The organism is Microbacterium sp. NPDC055502, from assembly GCF_053643635.1.
In genome coordinates, this window is record NZ_JBSHKJ010000001.1 from 2,026,258 (window position 1) to 2,044,561 (window position 18,304).

The following is an 18,304-nucleotide window of genomic DNA, read 5'->3' on the forward strand; positions in this document are numbered from 1 at the left end:
CTCTTGCGCCCAGCTGGTTCACAGCAATAGGCTGATGGGCTGTCGCGCCAACCGGACGACCTCGCCGAGCCCATGAGGAGGACACCATGACCACGATCGCCGCCGCGCAGATCGCCACTCTCGGCTCGACCCCGGTGCGCCCGCTCTCCTAGAGCCGCCGCCCCCGTTCTGCACCGGATGCCGGGCTCCAGGAGCCCGCTCTCGCATCCGTCCCTCTTCCTCTTCGTTTCGCCTCGACTCCTCTGAGAGACATGTCTTCCTCGTCTTCCGCGCACAATCCGTCGTCCACCCTGTCCACCCCCGCCGCGCTGTGGCGGCTCAAGCCCTTCGTGAAGCCGGTCGTCTGGCGTCTCGCCGGAGGGGCCGCGAGCGCGCTCGCCGCCGCTCTCATCGCGTTGATGATCCCGATCGTGCTCGAGCAGATCATCGGCGGACCGGTCCGCTCCGGTCACATCGATGCGATCGTGTGGGGCGCGGCCGCCGTGTTCGCCCTGGCGCTCGGCGAGGCGCTCATGGTGTGGCTCCGCCGTCAGTTCGTGCTGTTCCCCGCCACGCAGGTCGAGTACACGATGCGCACGGAGCTGTACTCGCGGCTGCAGACGCTGCCGGTCGCGTTCCATGACCGCTGGCAGTCGGGACAGCTGCTGAGCCGCATGATGCAGGACATCGGTCTCATCCGCCGCTGGCTCGCGTTCGGCCTCGTGCTGCTCGTGGTCAACGTGCTCACGATCATCATCGGCTCGGTGCTGCTGTTCCGCTGGCACTGGCTGCTGGGCACGATCTTCCTGGTGACCGCGATCCCGCTGTGGATCCGCGGCTACCTGTTCGAGAAGCGCTACGGCGCCCTCACCCGCCGCAGTCAGGACCAGGCGGGCGACCTCGCCACGAGCGTCGAGGAGAGCGTGCACGGCATCCGCGTGCTGAAGGCGTTCGGCCGCGGCAAGCACGCCCTGCGTCGCTTCAGCCGTCAGGCGGAGACGCTGCGCGAGACCGAGATGAGCAAGGCCGGCGCGATCGCGTCCATCTGGTTCTGGCTCGACCTGATGCCGCAGATCGCGTTCGGCCTGAGCCTGATGTCGGGTATCTGGCTGATCTCGCAGGGTGCGATCACCGAGGCGGAGCTGTTCGCCTTCTTCGCGATGGCGGTGGTGCTGCGCTGGCCCATCGAGTCGATCGGCTTCCTGTTCTCGTTCATGCTCGACGCCCGCACGGCGACCGACCGCGTGTTCGAGATCTTCTCCGAGACCAACACCATCACGGACCCGGAGCACCCGGTGCACATCGACGAGCCGCGGGGCGAGCTCGCGTTCGAGAGCGCGCACTTCCGCTACCAGGACGCGGGTGCCGAGGAGCGCGACCTGCTCGACGGCATCGACCTCGTGCTGCGGCCCGGCGAGACCATGGCGCTCGTCGGTCTGACCGGAAGCGGCAAGACCACGCTCACGACGCTCCCCACGCGGCTGTACGACGTGACGGGCGGACGGGTCACTCTCGACGGCGTCGATGTGCGCGACCTGCCGCTCGCGGAGCTGCGTCGGCACATCGCGATGGCGTTCGAGGACGCGACGCTGTTCTCGGCGTCGGTGCGCGAGAACGTGCTGCTCGGACGCGCCGACCTCGACATGCACAGCGACGAGGGGGAGCGTGTGCTGCGCGAGGCCCTCGACGTCGCCCAGGCGTCGTTCGTCGACACGCTGCCGGAGGGGGTCGAGACGGTGATCGGCGAGGAGGGCCTGAGCCTGTCCGGCGGGCAGCGGCAGCGTCTGGCGCTCGCGCGTGCCGTCGCCGCCGCGCCCAAGGTCCTCGTGCTCGACGACCCGCTGTCGGCGCTCGACGTCGACACCGAGGCCCTGGTGGAGGAGGCCCTGCGGCACGTGCTGGCCGACACCACGGCGCTGATCGTGGCGCACCGCCCGTCGACGGTCGCCCTGGCCGATCGGGTCGCGCTGCTGGAGGCCGGCAGGGTCACCGCGGTCGGCACGCACGCGGAGCTTCTGAAGACCAGCCGCCACTACCGTCACGTCATCTCGAGCCTGGAGGCCGAGGAGGCGGCGCGCACCGGCGCGATCCCGGTCATCCGCGACACCGAGGCGGAGATCCACGATGCGGTGCAGGACGGCCTCCGGGAGGACGCCGCCGACGACGATCTGATGAGCGAGAAGGAGGTGCAGCGATGAGCTCCACCCTCACCGGCACCCAGGACGAGGACCGTTCCCGCCTGACCCGCGAGGAGAGCAGGGCGATCCGCAAGCGGTCGCTGCGCCTGCTCGGCTCGCTCGTGCGGCCGCTCAAGCCGCAGATCGTGCTCGCCGCGGTGGTGCTCGTGATCTCGACGGCGCTGCAGGTCGCCGGTCCGATCCTGATCAGCATCGGGCTCGACCGTGCACTGCCGGCCGTGATCGAGAACGCCGACTGGATGCCGACGTTCGTGGTGGGCGGGATCTACCTGCTGGCCGGTGCGCTCGCGGCCGCCCTGATCGCCTGGTACGTGATCATCGCGGCGAAGCTGACGCAGGCGATCCTGCTCGATCTGCGCAAGCGCATCTTCCTGCACACCCAGCGGCTGAGCCTGGAGTTCCACGAGTCGTATACCTCGGGGCGCATCATCTCGCGACAGACGAGCGACCTCGACTCGATCAGGGAGCTGCTGGACGGCGGCCTGAACGAGCTCGTGTCGGGCGTGCTGTTCGGGCTGTTCACCTTCATCGCGCTGTGCGTGTGGGACTGGCAGTCCGGCCTCATCCTCGCGCTCGGCGGGGTGCCGCTGTTCTTCCTGATGCGCTGGTTCTACTCGCGCTCGCAGCTGGTGTACCGCGAGTCGCGCGTGATCAGCGCCAAGGTCATCGTGCAGTTCGTGGAGACCATGACCGGCATCCGCGCGGTGAAGGCCTTCCGCAAGGAGCCGCGCAACGACGAGGCGTTCCAGCAGGTCGCCGGCGACTATCGCGACGTGAACCGCCGCTCGATGCTGCTGTTCGGCACGTTCGAGCCGGGGCTCATGGGCGTCGCGGCTCTGGTGCTCGGGATCGTCGTGCTGTGGGGCGGCATCCGGGTGTCGACGGGGGCCCTCACGGTCGGCGTGCTGCTGTCCGCCGTGCTGTACGTGCGCAACTTCTTCGCGCCGATGCAGGAGATCGCGATGTTCCTGAACTCCTACCAGTCCGCGACCGCGGCGCTGGAGAAGGTGTCCGGCGTGCTCGAGGAGGTGCCGACGGTGCCCGACCCCGAGAAGCCGGTGGACCTGTGGGAGTCGCGCGGACACGTCGAGTTCGACGAGGTCACGTTCGGGTACAACGGCGAGAAGACGATCCTCCCGAACTTCTCGCTCGACATCCCGGCCGGGCAGACGATCGCCCTCGTGGGGACGACCGGTGCGGGCAAGTCGACGCTGGCCAAGCTCATCTCGCGCTTCTACGACCCCTCGGAGGGTCGGGTGACCCTCGACGGCGTCGACCTGCGCTCGCTGCACCCGAAGGACCTCCGTCGTGCGATCGTGATGGTCACGCAGGAGGCGTACCTGTTCAGCGGGACGGTCGCGGACAACATCGCCCTGGGCAAGCCGGACGCCTCGCTCGACGAGATCAAGGCCGCCGCCCGCGCGGTGGGCGCCGACGGCTTCATCTCGGCGCTGCCCGACGGCTACAACACCGACGTGAACAAGCGCGGTGGGCGCGTCTCGGCGGGGCAGCGACAGCTGATCTCGTTCGCGCGCGCCTTCCTCGCCGACCCGGCGGTGCTCATCCTCGACGAGGCCACCGCCTCGCTCGACATCCCGTCGGAGCGGCTGATCCAGGACGCGCTGCAGACGCTGCTCGCTGACCGGACGGCGATCATCATCGCGCACCGGCTGTCGACGGTCGCGATCGCCGACCGGGTGCTCGTGATGGAGCACGGCCGCATCATCGAGGACGACACCCCGGAGGCGCTCATCGGCGGCTCCGGCAAGTTCGCGCAGCTGCATGCCGCGTGGCAGGAGACGCTCGTCTGACGGCGTCCGCGGGCGCGGAGGGCCCGGTCTCCCCGTGGAGGCCGGGCCCTCGGCGCATCGCCGCCGTCGGTACGGGTCGGTAGCATCGAGGAATGGACCCCGTGCTGCTCCTCGCCGAGTGGTGGTGGATCGCGCCGACCGCCGCCGCCGGCGCGACCGCTGGTGCGATCGGCCTGCGCCGCCGCAGCACACGGAGCGGGCGGCGGCTCGAGTACGACGCGGCCCGACACGATCTGCGGATCGCGCAGCAGACGGCGGTCGCTCGGCGCACGACGCTGAAGATCGCGCGCGCCGATCTCGCGAGGGTCACGGCGGAGCGCGCCGCGCAGCGGGCCACGGCCGAGCAGGTCGCGGGCGCGCGACGGATGCTGCGGGAGCGGGAGCGCGACGCACGCGCGGCGTCGGCGGAGGTGCGGGCTCGGCGGGTGCGGGTGAACGCGGCCCGTGCGGCGATCCCGGCCGGCTCGGCGCCGCGGCCGCTGGAGCGGCTGTACGCCGAGCACGACGCGGTCACGGCCCGGTGGATGCGGTACGAGACCGACCCTGCGCTGCAGATCGCGTATCCGGCGATGACCGACGTCAAGCGCCCGGAGACCGCCGCCTACCTGCGTGCCGCGGGCACGGCGGTGGAGGCGCGCCGCGGCACCACGGGGCGGATCACGGCGGCGGAGTTCGCCGTCTACCGCGACGCGGTCGCGGAGCTGGAGCGCGCGTTCGAGGCGGCGGAGCATGCGGCCAGGGTGCACGCGGGGGAGGCGCCGACCACTCCCGCGTGGCAGGACGCCGCGCACGACATGGTGAACCGCTCGGTCGAGGCGATCGACCGCGCCGCGGGAGCCGCCGCCTCGGCACTGGCCGCGTGGAGCAGCCGCCGCAGCCGCCCCCGGTCGGACGACGACGCCTGATCAGCCCGCACCGGGTCGACGCCCGGCTCGGTACTCGCGCGTGATCAGCGGGGAGAGCCGCACCAGGAGCTCTTCACCGACCGTGCCGATGAGTTCGGCCAGGCTCGTCGCGTCGAGCTCCCCGCGGGCGCCCGGCCCCCACACGGCCACCTCCTCGCCGATCGCCGCCCGCGGCCAGGGGCGCACCACGCTCTCGGTCGGCCCGATCCGCAGCACGCGTCTGGCCCCGGCGGCCGTCCCGACTTCGAAGCAGCCGGCGAGGGTCGAGGGGAGGCCGTCGAGACTGCCGATCCCGATCGTGACGGCCTCGGCGTCCACGCGGATCACCGGGGCGAGCAGCGTGGAGGCGAGGGCGATGTCGTCCGGCGGCGGCGCTCCCACCGACCGGATCCCGTACGCGAAGGCCCCGAAGCGCACCAGGTCGAAGCGGAACTCGGAGCGGGCGGCCCCCGCGGCGCTGGCAGCCAGATGCCGCACGGTCGGCGTGAGGCCCAGCGCCTCCGCCCGCTGCACCGCCTCCCGGAACGCGGCTCGCGCCAGGTCGTCGTCGCGGTCGCTCACCTCGGCGATGTGGCTCCAGATGCCCTCGACCCTGATCGCTCCCGCGGCCTCCAGCTCCGCCGCCCGCCGGACCACCTCGGTCCACTGCTCGGGGCGGATCCCGCTGCGATGCAGACCCGTGTCGATCTTGAGGTGCACGGGCTGCGGGCGACGCTGATTCACCTCGACGATACGTTCCAGGTAGTCGGCGTCACCCACCCCGAGGGTGACGCCCGCGCGCACCGCCGCCGCGATCTCGCTCCGGGTCATGGTCACCCACGCGAAGACCCGCGCGTCGGGGCCGGCGGCGGCGCGCGCGCGCACCGCGGTGGCGCTGTCGAACGCCCCGAACCAGCGCACCCCTTCGGCGGCCGCAGCCGTGACGACCCGTTCGAGCCCGTGTCCGTACGCGTCGCACTTCACGATCATCATGACCTCGGCGGGCGCGCTCCGGCGCTGCAGTTCGCGGATGTTGGCGCGCAGTCGGCGCAGATCCACGACCAGTCGGGGGAGGGTCATGGTGTCTCCTCTCGCGCGGCGCGCAGCCCGAGCGCGCACACGAGCTCGGCGGCCGTCCAGCCGGTGATGCGGGTCCAGTCGGCCAGTGCGTGCCGCGCGGGACCGGGCCCGCCGAAGTACACGACCTCCTCACCGTGCCGGATCGGCGCGTGACCGATGTCGACGACGCACACGTCCATCGCCACCCGTCCGATGATCGGGAACAGCCGGCCGCGGATCTCGACGTCGGCCTCGTTCCCGAGCGCCCGGGGGATGCCGTGGCCGAACCCGCCGGTCACGAGCGCCACACGGGTGTCGGTGCCCGCATGGTGCGTGTGGTTGTACGACACCCCTTCGCCCGCCCGCAGCTCCTTGGTGGAGAGGACGCGCCCGGCGACGCGCATCACGGGCTCCGTGTCCGCACCGGGCCAGCCGAACAGGCGCGCGGGATCGATCGTCGCCGGCTCGTCGCACGGGGTCAGGCCCGACCGGGCCGCGCTGCGCCCGGCCGAGGCGTCGAAGATCGCGTGGCGGATACCGGCGTCGTGCGCGATCCCCGCGACCCAGGTCAGGCCGTGTCCCCACGCGTCCCGGCGCAGGTCGATCACCGGGACGCCGATGCTCGCGGCCGCCTGACGGTGCGCGTTCGAGGCGAGCGCGGCGCGGGAGAGGCGGGCACGGATCAGGGCGTTCAGAATCCCATCGCCTTCTGGAACCGGGGCCGGTGGCCGGTGCGGATGCCGAGCACGCTCGGCTTCACCTCGTACACTCCCGTGCCCCAGTTCCCCTCGATGATCACGGGACCCGTCGGGGTGACCGCCACGTCCCATCCGACGTACTGCACCTGCGGCACGCGGCGGGCAGCCCGGTCGATCAGCGCGATCACCTCGTCGTACAGCGGCAACTGGAAATCGGCGATCCGGTAGCCCGTGTCGGGATGGAATCGGTGGACGTTGCCGTGCGAGTCGTAGCCGTCGCCGAGGGCGCGCCCGGTGTCCGCGTCGAGCATGGTGTAGAAGCCGCCCCAGTCCATCTGGTCGGCGGCCTGGCCGCGACCGAACTTCTGGGCGATGGACAGGATATGCGTCCGATGGCCGTCGAAGAACGCCGTGATGCGCGTGGAGTTGACGGTCCCCGGGCACACCGCCGACAGCGCGTCGTGCTGCACGATGTTCTCCTCGACGAGCAGCTCGCCGTTCTCCATCAGCCGGTGGTGGAACGCGTCCCAGTCGGAGACGTCTGCGCCGTGGTACCGGTGGATCGCATGGCCGGAGCGCCCGAGCTGCTGCTTGGTGATCAGCGTCTGGTGCCGGTCCGCGAACGAGCGCAGAGCGTCCGCATTGTCGTTGTCCAGCAGCATCCACTCCCGCCCCAACAGATCAGAGAACACGCGCACGAACTCCCACTTGTCGTGGAAGATGTGCCGGTAGTCGGCGTGGTCGAACAGGTAGGACAGCCGATTCGACAGCGGATGCGTCATCATGGTGCGGCGCTCCGCCGCCGTGAGCATCGCGAAGTCGTAGTCGACGTAGTCCTGGAAGCCGACCTGGTGGAAGGCCGCCTCCCTGAGCATGTCGACGAGCACCGCAACCGTGCGCTGATCATGGTGCGCCGCCACCGCACGCGCACGGCGCATCAACGAACCCACGTCGATGCGCCGTGCGCGACCCAGCAGATAGCGGAGGCGGATCACGCCGGCGTGAACGGTCGAGCTCACTGCCCGGCGGGGTCGTTCTCGACGACGCGGGGGCGACGGGTGCGGCGTCCGGCCGACGCGCCGGGGTCACCCGTGATGATGACGCGCTGGAGCCAGCGGTCGGTGCCGTCGTAGCGCGGTTCGAAGCTGGTCCGGGCGTGGAGCACGCGGCGGTTGTCGAACAGCAGCAGGTCGCCCGCCTTCAGATTCACGGCGATACGGGCGGCGTCCGCCGCGTCGTGGAAGCGCCGCAGCGCGGCGGCCGCCTCCTCGTCGCCCTCGACGGCGGCCGCGCAGTCCATGTCCACGCGCACGAAGCGCTCGCCGTCCTCGCCGTACAGGACCGGTCCACGGACCCCGTCCTCGGGGCGTCCCGTGCCGCCCGATGCCTTGTCGATGCCGTGCAGGAATCGGGGCTCGCGCAGGATCCGCTCGTCTTCCGGGCTCAGGACCACGCGGTCGATCGGAGCGAGGGCCGTGTCGGCGTTCACATCGCCGCGCACGCACAGCAGGCCCACGTAGTGCGGGTGGGCGTCGTCGAACGCGTCCTCCGTGTGCCAGTCGAGCAAGCCGCGGCTGCCCGTGCCGACCGCGTCGTATTCGTGGCCCTTCACCGGTGCGACGTTCTGGATCTGGGCGCCGGCGTGCTGGCGCGCGAACGCGAAGATCTCCCCCGCGGTTCCGGCGAGGGCGAGCAGTGTGGCCTCCGTGACGGGGTCCCGGTCCTGATTCTGGAACTCGAGCTGCCACCCCTCCGGGGTGCGCCCCATCTGCTCCTGGTCCACGGTGAAGCCGGTGAAGAGGACTGCGCCGTCGGGGACGTCGGCGGCCGCGAAGCGCCGGATCACCGCGACGGTGTCGGGGTCCTCTGCGGCGAGTGCGGCGGTCGCCGACGCCAGCAGGTCGTCGAAGGCCGCGTCGTCGCGGTAGATGCCGCGGCGCCCCACGGCGAGGGCGGAAAGGGCGTCGAGTGCCGCGGGAGCGAGGGCGTGCGTGATCATCGCGTCGCTCCCGTCGTCTCGATGGGCGCGCAGAGGCAGAGAGGCATGGTGAGCATGGGTATCGCTTTCTTCGAGGGGGGCCGCAGCTGCGGCACGACAACGATACCAACTAAGAGGTAACACGTTACTTAGGAGCGGCTGAGTCGCTACGGGAGGTGGCTCAGCCGGGGGCGACGGGGTCTCGATGGGGGAGGGGATTCGAGACCCCGCCGCCGGTCTCAGGGCTCGACGCGGATCTCGGCGATGACCTCGCCGTAGGCCGTCTCGCCGACCGGGGTGAAGCCGACGCGACGGAAGAAGGCCTCCGGCCCCTCCTCGCCCGCCTCGTAGATGACGTTGACGTGGTCGACGCCGCGGCGGCGGGCCTCCTCGATGAGGCTCTCGACCGCGAAGCGACCGACCCCGCGGCCCTGGTCGTCGGCGTCGACGTTGATGCGCCACAGCACGGAGCGGAAGTGCTCCTCGGGGGCCTCGTCGTCGAAGTTCGCGCTGACGAAGCCGACGACCTCGTTGCGGTCGAGGATGACGCGCTGCCACGACGTCTGCGGGTTGATCACGGTTGCCGCGATGCCGTACGACACCGGAGCGAGGAACTGCTCCTGTCCGGGCTTGAGCGACAGGTTGTTCACGGCGACGATCGTCGCAGCGGAGAGTTCGACCATGCGCAGTTCGGACATGCCCCCAGGCTAGCCCCTCCCGGCGGACTCGACACGTCCCGGCTGAACATTTTCGGACCGGGGGAGGCGGGCGCACATCGTCGGCGGGAGGCGTCCAGCGGGCGGGCGGGGCGTCGAGCGCGCTCGGGGTATCTTGGTATCGAGACAAATCGCCCCGTGAACGGAGAACCTCCCGGTGACCGACGACGCCATCATCTACACGTACACCGACGAGGCACCGGCACTGGCCACCGCCTCGTTCCTGCCCATCATCCAGGCCTACACCGGCCAGGCGGGCATCGAGGTCGAGACGCGGGACATCTCCCTGGCCGGCCGTATCCTCGCCGCCTTCCCGCAGAAGCTCGCGCCGGAGCAGCAGGTCGGCGACGCGCTGGCCGAGCTGGGTGGCCTGGCCACTCTTCCCGAGGCCAACATCATCAAGCTGCCGAACATCTCGGCGTCGATCCCGCAGCTCAAGGCCGCCATCGCCGAGCTGCAGCAGCAGGGATACGACATCCCCGACTTCCCCGACGAGCCCACGTCGCTCGAGGAGAAGGACGTGCGGGCGCGGTACGACCGCATCAAGGGTTCCGCGGTGAACCCGGTGCTGCGCGAGGGCAACAGCGACCGCCGGGCCCCGCTGGCCGTGAAGAACTACGCCAAGAAGCACCCGCACCGCAACAAGCCGTTCGCGGAGGGGTCGAAGACTCGTGTGGCCACGCTCGGTCACGACGACTTCAAGCACAACGAGCGCTCGTGGGTCGCCGCCCACGACGACGTCCTCTCGTTCCGTCACACCGCGAAGGACGGCACCGTCACGATCCTGAAGGAAGGCCTCAAGGTCCTCCCGCGCGAGATCATCGACGCCACCTTCCTGTCCGCGAAGGAGCTCGACGCCTTCCTCGCCGAGACGCTCGAGGCCGCCAAGGCGGACGACGTGCTGTACTCGGTGCACCTCAAGGCCACCATGATGAAGGTCAGCGACCCGATCATCTTCGGCCACGTCGTGAAGGCGTTCTTCAAGGACGTCTTCGACCAGTACGGCACGCAGCTGGCCGAAGCCGGACTCAGCGCGAACGACGGCCTCGGCTCGATCCTCGCGGGGCTGGCCGACGTCGCGAACGGCGACGAGATCGCCGCCGCGTTCGACAAGGCCATCGCCGAGGGGCCGCGCCTGTCGTACGTGAACTCCGACAAGGGGATCACGAACCTCCACGTGCCGAGCGATGTCATCGTCGACGCGTCCATGCCCGCGCTGGTCCGCAACGGCGGGAAGCTGTGGGGCAAGGACGGCGAGGAGGCCGACACGATCGCCGTGATCCCCGACTCCTCCTACGCCAGCGTCTACCAGGCGGTCATCGACGACGTGATCGCGAACGGCCCGCTCGACCCGGCCACGATCGGCACCGTCCCGAACGTCGGGCTCATGGCGCAGGCGGCCGAGGAGTACGGCAGCCACGACAAGACCTTCGAGATCGCGGAGGACGGCATCGTCCAGGTGCTCGACAGCGAGGGCACCGTGCTCATCGAGCACGAGGTCGGCAAGGGCGACATCTGGCGCGCGACCCAGACGAAGCACATCCCGGTCATGGACTGGGTGAAGCTCGCGGTCTCTCGCGCCCGTGCGACCGGAGCGCCCGCCGTGTTCTGGCTCGACGCCAACCGCTCGCACGACGCGCAGATCATCGCGAAGGTGCACCAGGGTCTGGCGACGCTCGACACCAAGGGGCTCACGATCACGATCCTCGCGCCGGAGGAGGCGACGCGCTACACGCTCGCCCGCATGCGTCATGGCCTGGACACCATCTCGGTGACCGGCAACGTGCTGCGCGACTACCTGACCGACCTGTTCCCGATCCTCGAGGTCGGAACGAGCGCCAAGATGCTCTCGATCGTCCCGCTGCTCGCGGGCGGCGGGCTGTTCGAGACCGGCGCCGGCGGCTCCGCCCCGAAGCACGTGCAGCAGCTCGTCGAGGAGAACTACCTGCGCTGGGACTCGCTGGGCGAGTTCTTCGCGCTCGCGGCCTCGCTCGAGCACTTCGCCGACCGCACGGGCAACGAGAAGGCCCGCGTGCTCGCCGAGACGCTCGACGCCGCGACCGGCACCTTCCTAGAGGAAGACCGTTCGCCCGGTCGGGCGCTCGGCACGATCGACAACCGGGGCAGCCACTTCTACCTCGGCCTGTACTGGGCGCAGGAGCTGGCGAAGCAGACGAAGGACCCGGAGCTCGCCGCGGCATTCGCCCCGGTCGCCGAGAAGCTCGCCGCGAACGAGGAGGCCATCGTCTCCGAGCTCAACGCGGTGCAGGGCAAGCCGGCCGAGATCGGCGGCTACTACCGTCCGGACGAGAAGCTCGTGGCCGCTGTCATGCGCCCGTCCGCGACGCTGAACGAGATCGTCGACGCCCTGCGCTGAGATGACGAGAAGGGGGCGGATGCTGCGGCATCCGCCCCCTTCTCGTATCCGCCGGCCCGAGGTGCGTCAGTTGTGGACGGAGACCTCGAGGCCCACGGGCGACCAGTCGTAGACGTACTTCGCGAGGTCGATCGGCAGGTTCACGCAGCCGTGGCTCATGCGGTTGCCGAAGTTGTTGTGCCAGTACGTGCCGTGGAAGCCGATGTTCGTGGTGAACCAGGTGATCCACGGGACGTTCTCGGTGCAGTACGGGGCGCCGGGGTAGCAGCCCATGTCCTGCATGCGCGTGTGGGCGAAGACCTTGAAGTTGCCCGTCGGCGTCGGCGTACCGGGCAGTCCGGTCGAGACGGCCCACGACTTCACGACCGCATTGTTCTCGTACAGCGTGGCCCGCTGCGAGCTCAGGTCGATGTCGATGCGACGGAACAGGTTGACCGTCTCGAACGGCGTTTCGGTGACGGTCAGCGCGAACACACCGTCGCCGGCGGCGAGCTGGGTCGCGAACTGCTCCGCGATCTGGGAGGTGTCGCCCAGCGCGCGTCCGGTGACGCCCTCCTGCTCGGCGCGCAGCACGGTGCCGGCCGAGTCGACGATGACGGTCGCATTGACCGGGGCGCGGTCGACCGCGGCCGGCAGCGCATCGACGGTCGCCTGGATCGCCTGCGGGTCGGCCTGGATGCGCAGCTGACCTTCGTCGTCTACGACGGTCAGCCAGGAGGCGGCCGTGGCGGGGTCGATCGGGACCGTGCGCTCCTCGCCGACGTAGAAGCCGATCGTGGCGAGCATGGTGTTGAGTTCGCTCGCCGTGGCGGTCGCGTCGGCGTCGCTCACGGCGGGAAGGGCCTCGGCGGGGCCGCCCGGATACTCGAAGGAGGTGCGACCGTCGCCGACCGCGTCGACGAACGCCGTGCCGAGGTCGCCGAGGTCGATGCCGGTGCCGGCTTCCGAAGGCGTGATCGTGTACGCGCCGGTCGCGGCGTCGAACACGACTCCCGCATCGACCGGGTCGATGAAACTCGCGGGAACGGCGTCCCGCAGGGCTGCCGTGGCCTTCTCGGGGTCGAGGGTGATGTCGGCCGGTACCGGGTCTCCCATCCAGGACCCGAGGTTCCAGAGCGGGTGGGCGGCGAAGGCGGCATCGGCCAGGGCGGTGGCATCGGCCGTGGCGCCCAGGTCGGCGCCCGTGAGGACCGCGCCGTCGCCCTCGCCCGTGAGCGTGACCTCCGTCTGCGCCAGGTGCGTGCTGATCGCGTCGGCGGCGGCGCCCGGCGTCATCCATCCGACGGGGATGCCCGCGACGGTCGTCCCCGGTGCGATGAGGATCGCGGAGGCCGCTCCCGCGCCGAGCAGGACGACTCCGACGCCGAGACCGATCCACAGGCCGAGGCGGCGCTTCTTGGGAGACGGTTCGATCGGAGCCCAGGCCAGGGGCTGCTCACCGGTGTGCGGCGGAACCGTCTCGGTGGGCGCATCCGCGGGCGCGAGCACGCTGGTGGGCGTGCCGTCGTCGGCAGGAGCTCCCGTCGCAGCGCCCGGTACGGAAATCACATCGGTCACGAACTACACCCCCCGCGGTTCTGACGCATCCAGTCTCTCAATGGTACGGGATGGCAGGTAACGGGGAGGCAACGGTCTGCTACCCTGCCTCCCCGTTCTCCGGACACGTCCGGCTGCGCGGTCAGTCGATGACGGCGAGACCGTCGATCTCGACGAGCATCTCCTCGCGCGGAAGGCCGGTGAAGACGGTGGTGCGCGAGGGCAGGACCCCGCTCGTCGTGTGCGCCTCGACGAACGCGCCGTAGGCCTCGTTCATGATGGGGAAGTCCTCGCGCTTGGTCAGGTAGACGCGGAGCATCACGACGTCGTCGAACGTGGCGCCGGACGCCTCGACGATCGCCTTGACGTTCTCGAGCGTGCGGGTGGTCTGTGCCGCGACATCGCCGGGGTGGAGGTACTCGTTCGTGACGGGGTCGACCGGGCCCTGGCCGGAGACCTGCACGATCGGGCCCTTGCGCACTCCCTGCGAGAAGGTGTGGGCGGGGGCGGGGGCGGCGTCGGTCGAAACTCGTGTCTTCGCGGTCATGCCGCCAGCCTAGTAGCCTTGTTAGATGCCTCTACAAATTCCGGATCCCGTTCTCGGCGCCTGGGCGAAGGGGTTCCCGGCGCGCGCCGCAGGGCTGCGGCTCTCCGAGGTCGGGCAGGCCGGACTGCACCTCTCCGACCTGGTCACGCCGGTGCTCACGGTGCACGCCGACGCGCTGACGCACAACGAGCAGACCGTGTTCGCGTGGGCCGCACAGCAGGGCGTGGGCCTGGCCCCGCACGGCAAGACCACGATGGCCCCCGCGCTGTGGCAGCGGCTGCTCGACGCGGGCGCCTGGGGCATCTCCGTCGCGACGCCCTGGCAGGCGGAAGTGGCCGTGACCGCCGGAGTGCCGACCGTCCTGATCGCCAATGCGGTCACGGACGCGGCCGCCGCCCGTCGCCTCGGCGAGCTCCTCGCCGCCGACCACGACCTGCGGATCCTGTGCTGGGCGGACGCGGTCGACGGCGTCCGCATCCTCGCCGATGCCCTCTCCGATGCTGCCCGCCCCCTCGACGTGCTCGTGGAGCTGGGCGGCGCGCACGGACGCACGGGTGCCCGCAGCGTGGAGGAGGGCGAGCGCATCGCCGCCGCGATCACTGCCGCACCGGGCCTGCGCCTCGCCGGAGTGACCGGATACGAGGGGCCGTTCGGGCCGGATCGGTCCGCGGCGTCGGTCGCCGCGGTCGACGCCTACCTGGACACCCTGGTCGAGCTGCACGGCCGACTCGACTACCCGGAGGGGCCTCGTCCGGTCGTGAGCGCGGGCGGGAGCTCCTTCCCCGACCGGGCCGCCGCCGTGCTGTCGCCGCTCGCTCCCGAAGCCGACGTGGTGCTGCGCTCCGGAGCGTTCCAGATCCACGACGACGGGTTCTACGCCCGCATGTCGCCCTTCGGCCCGCTGACCGGTACGGCACCGCTGCGGTCGGCCATGCACGCCTGGTCGCGCGTGGTCTCCCAGCCCGAGGACGCCCTGGCGCTGCTCGACGCCGGACGCCGTGACGTGCCGTTCGACCTCGACCTGCCGGTGCCGCAGAGCGTCGAGGGCGAGATCACGGCGCTCAACGATCAACATGCTTTCCTGCGGCTCGCGGACGGCGCCGGGGTCGCGGTCGGCGAGGTCGTGCGGCTCGGGCTCTCGCACCCGTGCACCGCGTTCGACAAGTGGCGGGTGGTCGCGGTGATCGACGATCCCGACGCGGACGACCCTCGAGTGATCGGAGCGGTGGCGACGTGCTTCTGAGTGCGGAGAAGGCAGCGGCCGGGCTGGTCAGGGTCTACCGCTCGGCCACGGTCGTCGACGGCTCCGGTGCGCCGCGGTTCACGGCCGACGTGGCGGTGGAGGGCGCGCGGATCGTCGCGGTCGTGCCCGAACGGGAGGACGCGCAGCTCGAGCTGCCCGAGGGCGGCGTGGAGGTGGAGGCCTCCGGCCTCGTGCTCGCGCCCGGCTTCATCGACATGCATGCGCACAGCGACCTCGCGGTGCTGAGCGGTGCCGCGCACGACGCGAAGATCCGTCAGGGCGTGACCTGCGAGGTGCTCGGTCAGGACGGCCTCGGGTACGCGCCGCTCGACGACGCGACAGCCGCGGTGATCCCCGCGCAGATCGCGGGGTGGAACGGCCTGCCCACCACGGTGCCGTGGCGGTCGATGAGCGATCTGCTGGCAGAGATCGACGCCGCCGCGGTCGCGAACGCCGCGGTGCTCGTTCCGCAGGGGAACCTCCGGATGATGGTGGTCGGGCACGAGAACCGCGCGGCGACCGCGGAGGAGATCGAGGCGATGGCCGCGCTGCTCGGCGAGGCTCTGGACGCGGGGGCGTTCGGCATGTCGAGCGGCCTGACCTATACACCGGGCATGTACGCCGACACCGCGGAGCTCGAGGCCCTGTGCCGTGTGGTCGCCGAGCGCGGGGGATACTGGGCGCCGCACACCCGCAGCTACGGCGCGGCCGCGTTGGATGCGTACCGCGAGGCCGTCGAGATCGGCCGTCGCACGGGTTGCCCGGTGCACCTGACGCACGCCACGATGAACTTCGCCCCCAACCGCGGCCGGGCCGACGAGCTGCTCGAGATCGTCGACGCGGCGATCGCGGACGGCGTCGACGTGACGCTCGACACCTATCCGTATCTCCCCGGCGCGACCACGCTCTCTGCCCTGTTGCCCAGCCGGCTGGCGGCGTCGGGCGACCTGCTGGCCGCCATCGCCGGACTGGATGCCGAGGGGCGCGAGGCCGTCCGCGTGGAGCTGGAGGAGCTCGGCTGCGACGGCTTCCACGGGGAGCGTGCCGACTGGTCGGCCATCCAGATCTCCGGCACCGCGAATCCGGCTCTCGCGGGCCTCGTCGGCCGCACGGTCGCCGAGATCGCGAACGACTCGAGGCGGCGGGCCGTCGACGTGGTGCTCGACACGATCCTCGAGGACGCCGGGGCGACCGGCGTGCTGATGCACATCGGCGACGAGGACAACGTGCGCGCGATCATGCGGCACCCGCGGCATTCCGGCGGCAGTGACGGCATCCTGATCGGGGCCCGTCCGCACCCTCGCGGCCGCGGCACGTTCGCGCGCTACCTGGGGCATTACGTGCGCGAGCTCGGGGTGCTGACGCTGGAGGAGGCCGTGCGCCACCTCTCGGGCAACCCCGCGGCTCGTCTGGGACTCGACCGCGGCGATGCGCCTCGCGGCATCATCCGCGTCGGCGCCACCGCAGACCTGGTGCTGTTCGATCCGCTCACGGTCGCCGCGGGCGCCACGTTCGAGGAGCCGCATCGGCCGCCGATCGGCGTCCACGAGGTGCTGGTGGCGGGCGTGCCCGTGGTCCTGGACGGCGTCGTGACCGGTGCCGTCGCCGGACGGGCCCTGCGCCTGCCGCCGCCCGCGCACCGGGCGACCCTGCCGGCGATTGCGGCGCACGTCGATGCCGCGGCGGCTCGGTTCGCGTGGCGGCCGGACACCCCGATCGACGCGGTGCCCGAGCTGTCCGCGTCCGTCGACTGGCTGGGCGGGGGAGGCCAGGGGACCGGTCAGGGCATCCGTCTCACGCTGGATGACGCCCTCGGGGCCGCGGCCGCTCGCGCCGGCCGCGTGGGGGACGAGGCGTTCCGCGTGACCGTGTCCGCCGACGGGGTCGAGATCCGCGGTGCGAGTCCGCTCGGGGTCTTCCGCGGCGCCACCGTGCTGCGGCAGCTGCGCGACCCCGACGCCCCTGCGCAGGCCGAGGTGCTGCTTCCGGCCGGTGTGTGGGAGGGGGCGCCGGCGTACGGCTGGCGCGGCGTCATGCTCGACGTGGCGCGGCACTTCCGCCCGGTCGACCACGTGCGGCGCCTGATCGACCTGCTGGCGCTGCACCACCTGAACATCCTGCAGCTGCACCTCACCGACGATCAGGGCTGGCGGTTCGAAGTGCCCGGCTACCCGCGGTTGACGGAGGTCGGCGCGCGACGGGAGGCCACCCAGCGCGGGCACGGGCCCGAGGCCACGGTCGAGCCCGGCGTGCACGAGGGCTTCTACACGACGGACGAGCTGCGCGACCTCGTCCGTTATGCGGCGGAGCGCGGCGTGACCCTGGTGCCGGAGGTCGAGCTGCCCGGGCACATCCAGGCCGCGCTGGCCGCGTACCCCGAGCTCGGCAACACCGATGTGGGCGTGCCGGCGAGCGGCCCGTGGGAGCGGTTCGGCGTGAACGCGCGTACGCTCGCCCCGACGGAAGCGGCGTTGGCCTTCGGCCGTGCGGCGATCGATGCCCTCTGCGACGTGTTCGACGCGGAGTGGATCGGGATCGGCGGGGACGAGGTGCCCGTGACGGAGTGGGCGCAGAGCGAGGCGGCAGCGGAGCGGATGCGCGCGCTGGGCCTGGCGACGCCGCATGATGTGCAGCCCTGGTTCACCGCGCACTTCGTGGCGCACGTGCGCGCGCGGGGTCGCACGGCGCTCGCGTGGGACGAGGTGCTGGAGGGCGAGGTGCCGGAGGGCGTGCGCATCCTCGCGTGGCGCGGACCCGTCGCGATGCGGGAGGCACTGAGCCGCGGGATCCCCGTGGTGGCGTGCCCCGACCTGGAGGTCTACCTCGACTATCCGCAGTCGGAGTCGCCCGAGGAGCCGATCAGGGTGGGACCCCCGCTGCCGCTCGCCCGCGCGTACTCGCTCCGGATCGAGGACGGTGCGGTGGGCGGTCAGGCGAACGTGTGGAGCGAGCACCTGCCCAGCCGGGACCGCGTGGACTTCGCGATGTTCCCGCGGCTCGCCGCGATCGCCGAGCGGCTGTGGGAGGGCGGGGAGCCGCGGCCGTTCGCGGACTTCATGCGGCGGCTTCCGACGCATCTGCGTCGCCTGGCGGCGGCGGGGGTGCGGTATCGTCCGCTGGATGGCCCGTCCCCGGATCAGCGCCGCCCCGGCGTTCCGGGAAAGCCGCTGACGGTGGAGGCGCGCGAGGCCATCGTCGCGGGGCTGGTGGAGCGGCTCCTGGACGGTTCTGCGGCACGGGCCCGCGCGGCTCGAAAGTAATGTAACGTTTCGGTAACC

At 71.4% G+C, this 18,304-nt stretch carries 13 protein-coding genes; 6 read left to right on the forward strand and 7 right to left on the reverse strand.

Annotation, left to right across the window (positions count from 1 at the left end; genetic code table 11):
* Nucleotides 1-251 precede the first annotated feature (251 nt).
* The 3 genes from ACWH95_RS09920 to ACWH95_RS09930 all read left to right on the forward strand — a co-directional run bounded on the left by ACWH95_RS09920 (nt 252) and on the right by ACWH95_RS09930 (nt 4,893).
* On the forward strand, nt 252-2,177 hold the full coding sequence (locus ACWH95_RS09920; RefSeq protein WP_447652801.1) for an ABC transporter ATP-binding protein: 1,926 nt from the start codon (nt 252-254) through the stop codon (nt 2,175-2,177).
* Nucleotides 2,174-3,988 carry an ABC transporter ATP-binding protein gene (locus tag ACWH95_RS09925; RefSeq protein WP_136031010.1) on the forward strand — a complete coding sequence of 605 codons (1,815 nt, stop codon included), beginning with the start codon at nt 2,174-2,176 and terminating at the stop codon, nt 3,986-3,988. Before ACWH95_RS09920 ends, ACWH95_RS09925 begins: the two co-directional genes overlap by 4 nt.
* Before the next feature lie 92 nt (nt 3,989-4,080).
* On the forward strand, nt 4,081-4,893 hold the full coding sequence (locus ACWH95_RS09930; protein WP_454120594.1) for a hypothetical protein: 813 nt from the start codon (nt 4,081-4,083) through the stop codon (nt 4,891-4,893).
* Here ACWH95_RS09930 and ACWH95_RS09935 read toward each other — a convergent pair whose 3' ends face one another.
* The 5 genes from ACWH95_RS09935 to ACWH95_RS09955 form a co-directional block, all read right to left on the reverse strand.
* A complete protein-coding gene (locus ACWH95_RS09935) occupies nt 4,894-5,952 on the reverse strand; it encodes an alanine racemase (protein ID WP_247638473.1) in 1,059 nt (352 codons plus the stop codon).
* Nucleotides 5,949-6,539, reverse strand: a complete 591-nt coding sequence (locus tag ACWH95_RS09940) for an alanine racemase C-terminal domain-containing protein (protein WP_136031005.1) — start codon at nt 6,537-6,539, stop codon at nt 5,949-5,951. The genes ACWH95_RS09935 and ACWH95_RS09940 overlap by 4 nt, the downstream gene beginning before the upstream one ends.
* A gap of 83 nt (nt 6,540-6,622) precedes the next feature.
* Nucleotides 6,623-7,648: a sugar-transfer associated ATP-grasp domain-containing protein gene (locus ACWH95_RS09945; protein ID WP_247981355.1), complete on the reverse strand. Its 1,026-nt coding sequence runs from the start codon at nt 7,646-7,648 to the stop codon at nt 6,623-6,625.
* Nucleotides 7,645-8,628 (reverse strand): TauD/TfdA family dioxygenase, encoded by a 984-nt coding sequence (locus ACWH95_RS09950; protein ID WP_136031003.1) that lies wholly within the window; start codon nt 8,626-8,628, stop codon nt 7,645-7,647. The genes ACWH95_RS09945 and ACWH95_RS09950 overlap by 4 nt, the downstream gene beginning before the upstream one ends.
* A gap of 218 nt (nt 8,629-8,846) precedes the next feature.
* Nucleotides 8,847-9,305: a GNAT family N-acetyltransferase gene (locus ACWH95_RS09955; RefSeq protein WP_136031001.1), complete on the reverse strand. Its 459-nt coding sequence runs from the start codon at nt 9,303-9,305 to the stop codon at nt 8,847-8,849.
* Between the two features lie 175 nt (nt 9,306-9,480).
* Between ACWH95_RS09955 and ACWH95_RS09960 the strand changes: the two genes are divergently transcribed.
* Nucleotides 9,481-11,700, forward strand: a complete 2,220-nt coding sequence (locus ACWH95_RS09960) for an NADP-dependent isocitrate dehydrogenase (RefSeq protein WP_136044221.1) — start codon at nt 9,481-9,483, stop codon at nt 11,698-11,700.
* A gap of 66 nt (nt 11,701-11,766) precedes the next feature.
* On the opposite strand, the gene ACWH95_RS09965 is transcribed toward ACWH95_RS09960, so the two are convergent.
* Nucleotides 11,767-13,257 (reverse strand): L,D-transpeptidase family protein, encoded by a 1,491-nt coding sequence (locus ACWH95_RS09965; RefSeq protein ID WP_206251630.1) that lies wholly within the window; start codon nt 13,255-13,257, stop codon nt 11,767-11,769.
* A 121-nt stretch (nt 13,258-13,378) separates the two neighbouring features.
* Nucleotides 13,379-13,783 carry a RidA family protein gene (locus tag ACWH95_RS09970; protein ID WP_136030997.1) on the reverse strand — a complete coding sequence of 135 codons (405 nt, stop codon included), beginning with the start codon at nt 13,781-13,783 and terminating at the stop codon, nt 13,379-13,381.
* A 25-nt stretch (nt 13,784-13,808) separates the two neighbouring features.
* On the opposite strand from ACWH95_RS09970, the gene ACWH95_RS09975 reads away from it, so the two are divergent.
* Together ACWH95_RS09975 and ACWH95_RS09980 are read left to right on the forward strand one after the other, a co-directional pair.
* Nucleotides 13,809-15,026, forward strand: coding sequence for an alanine racemase (locus ACWH95_RS09975; protein ID WP_206251629.1), 1,218 nt, complete (start codon nt 13,809-13,811; stop codon nt 15,024-15,026).
* Nucleotides 15,017-18,286 (forward strand): family 20 glycosylhydrolase, encoded by a 3,270-nt coding sequence (locus ACWH95_RS09980; RefSeq protein ID WP_454120595.1) that lies wholly within the window; start codon nt 15,017-15,019, stop codon nt 18,284-18,286. The genes ACWH95_RS09975 and ACWH95_RS09980 overlap by 10 nt, the downstream gene beginning before the upstream one ends.
* The last annotated feature ends 18 nt before the right edge of the window (nt 18,287-18,304 follow it).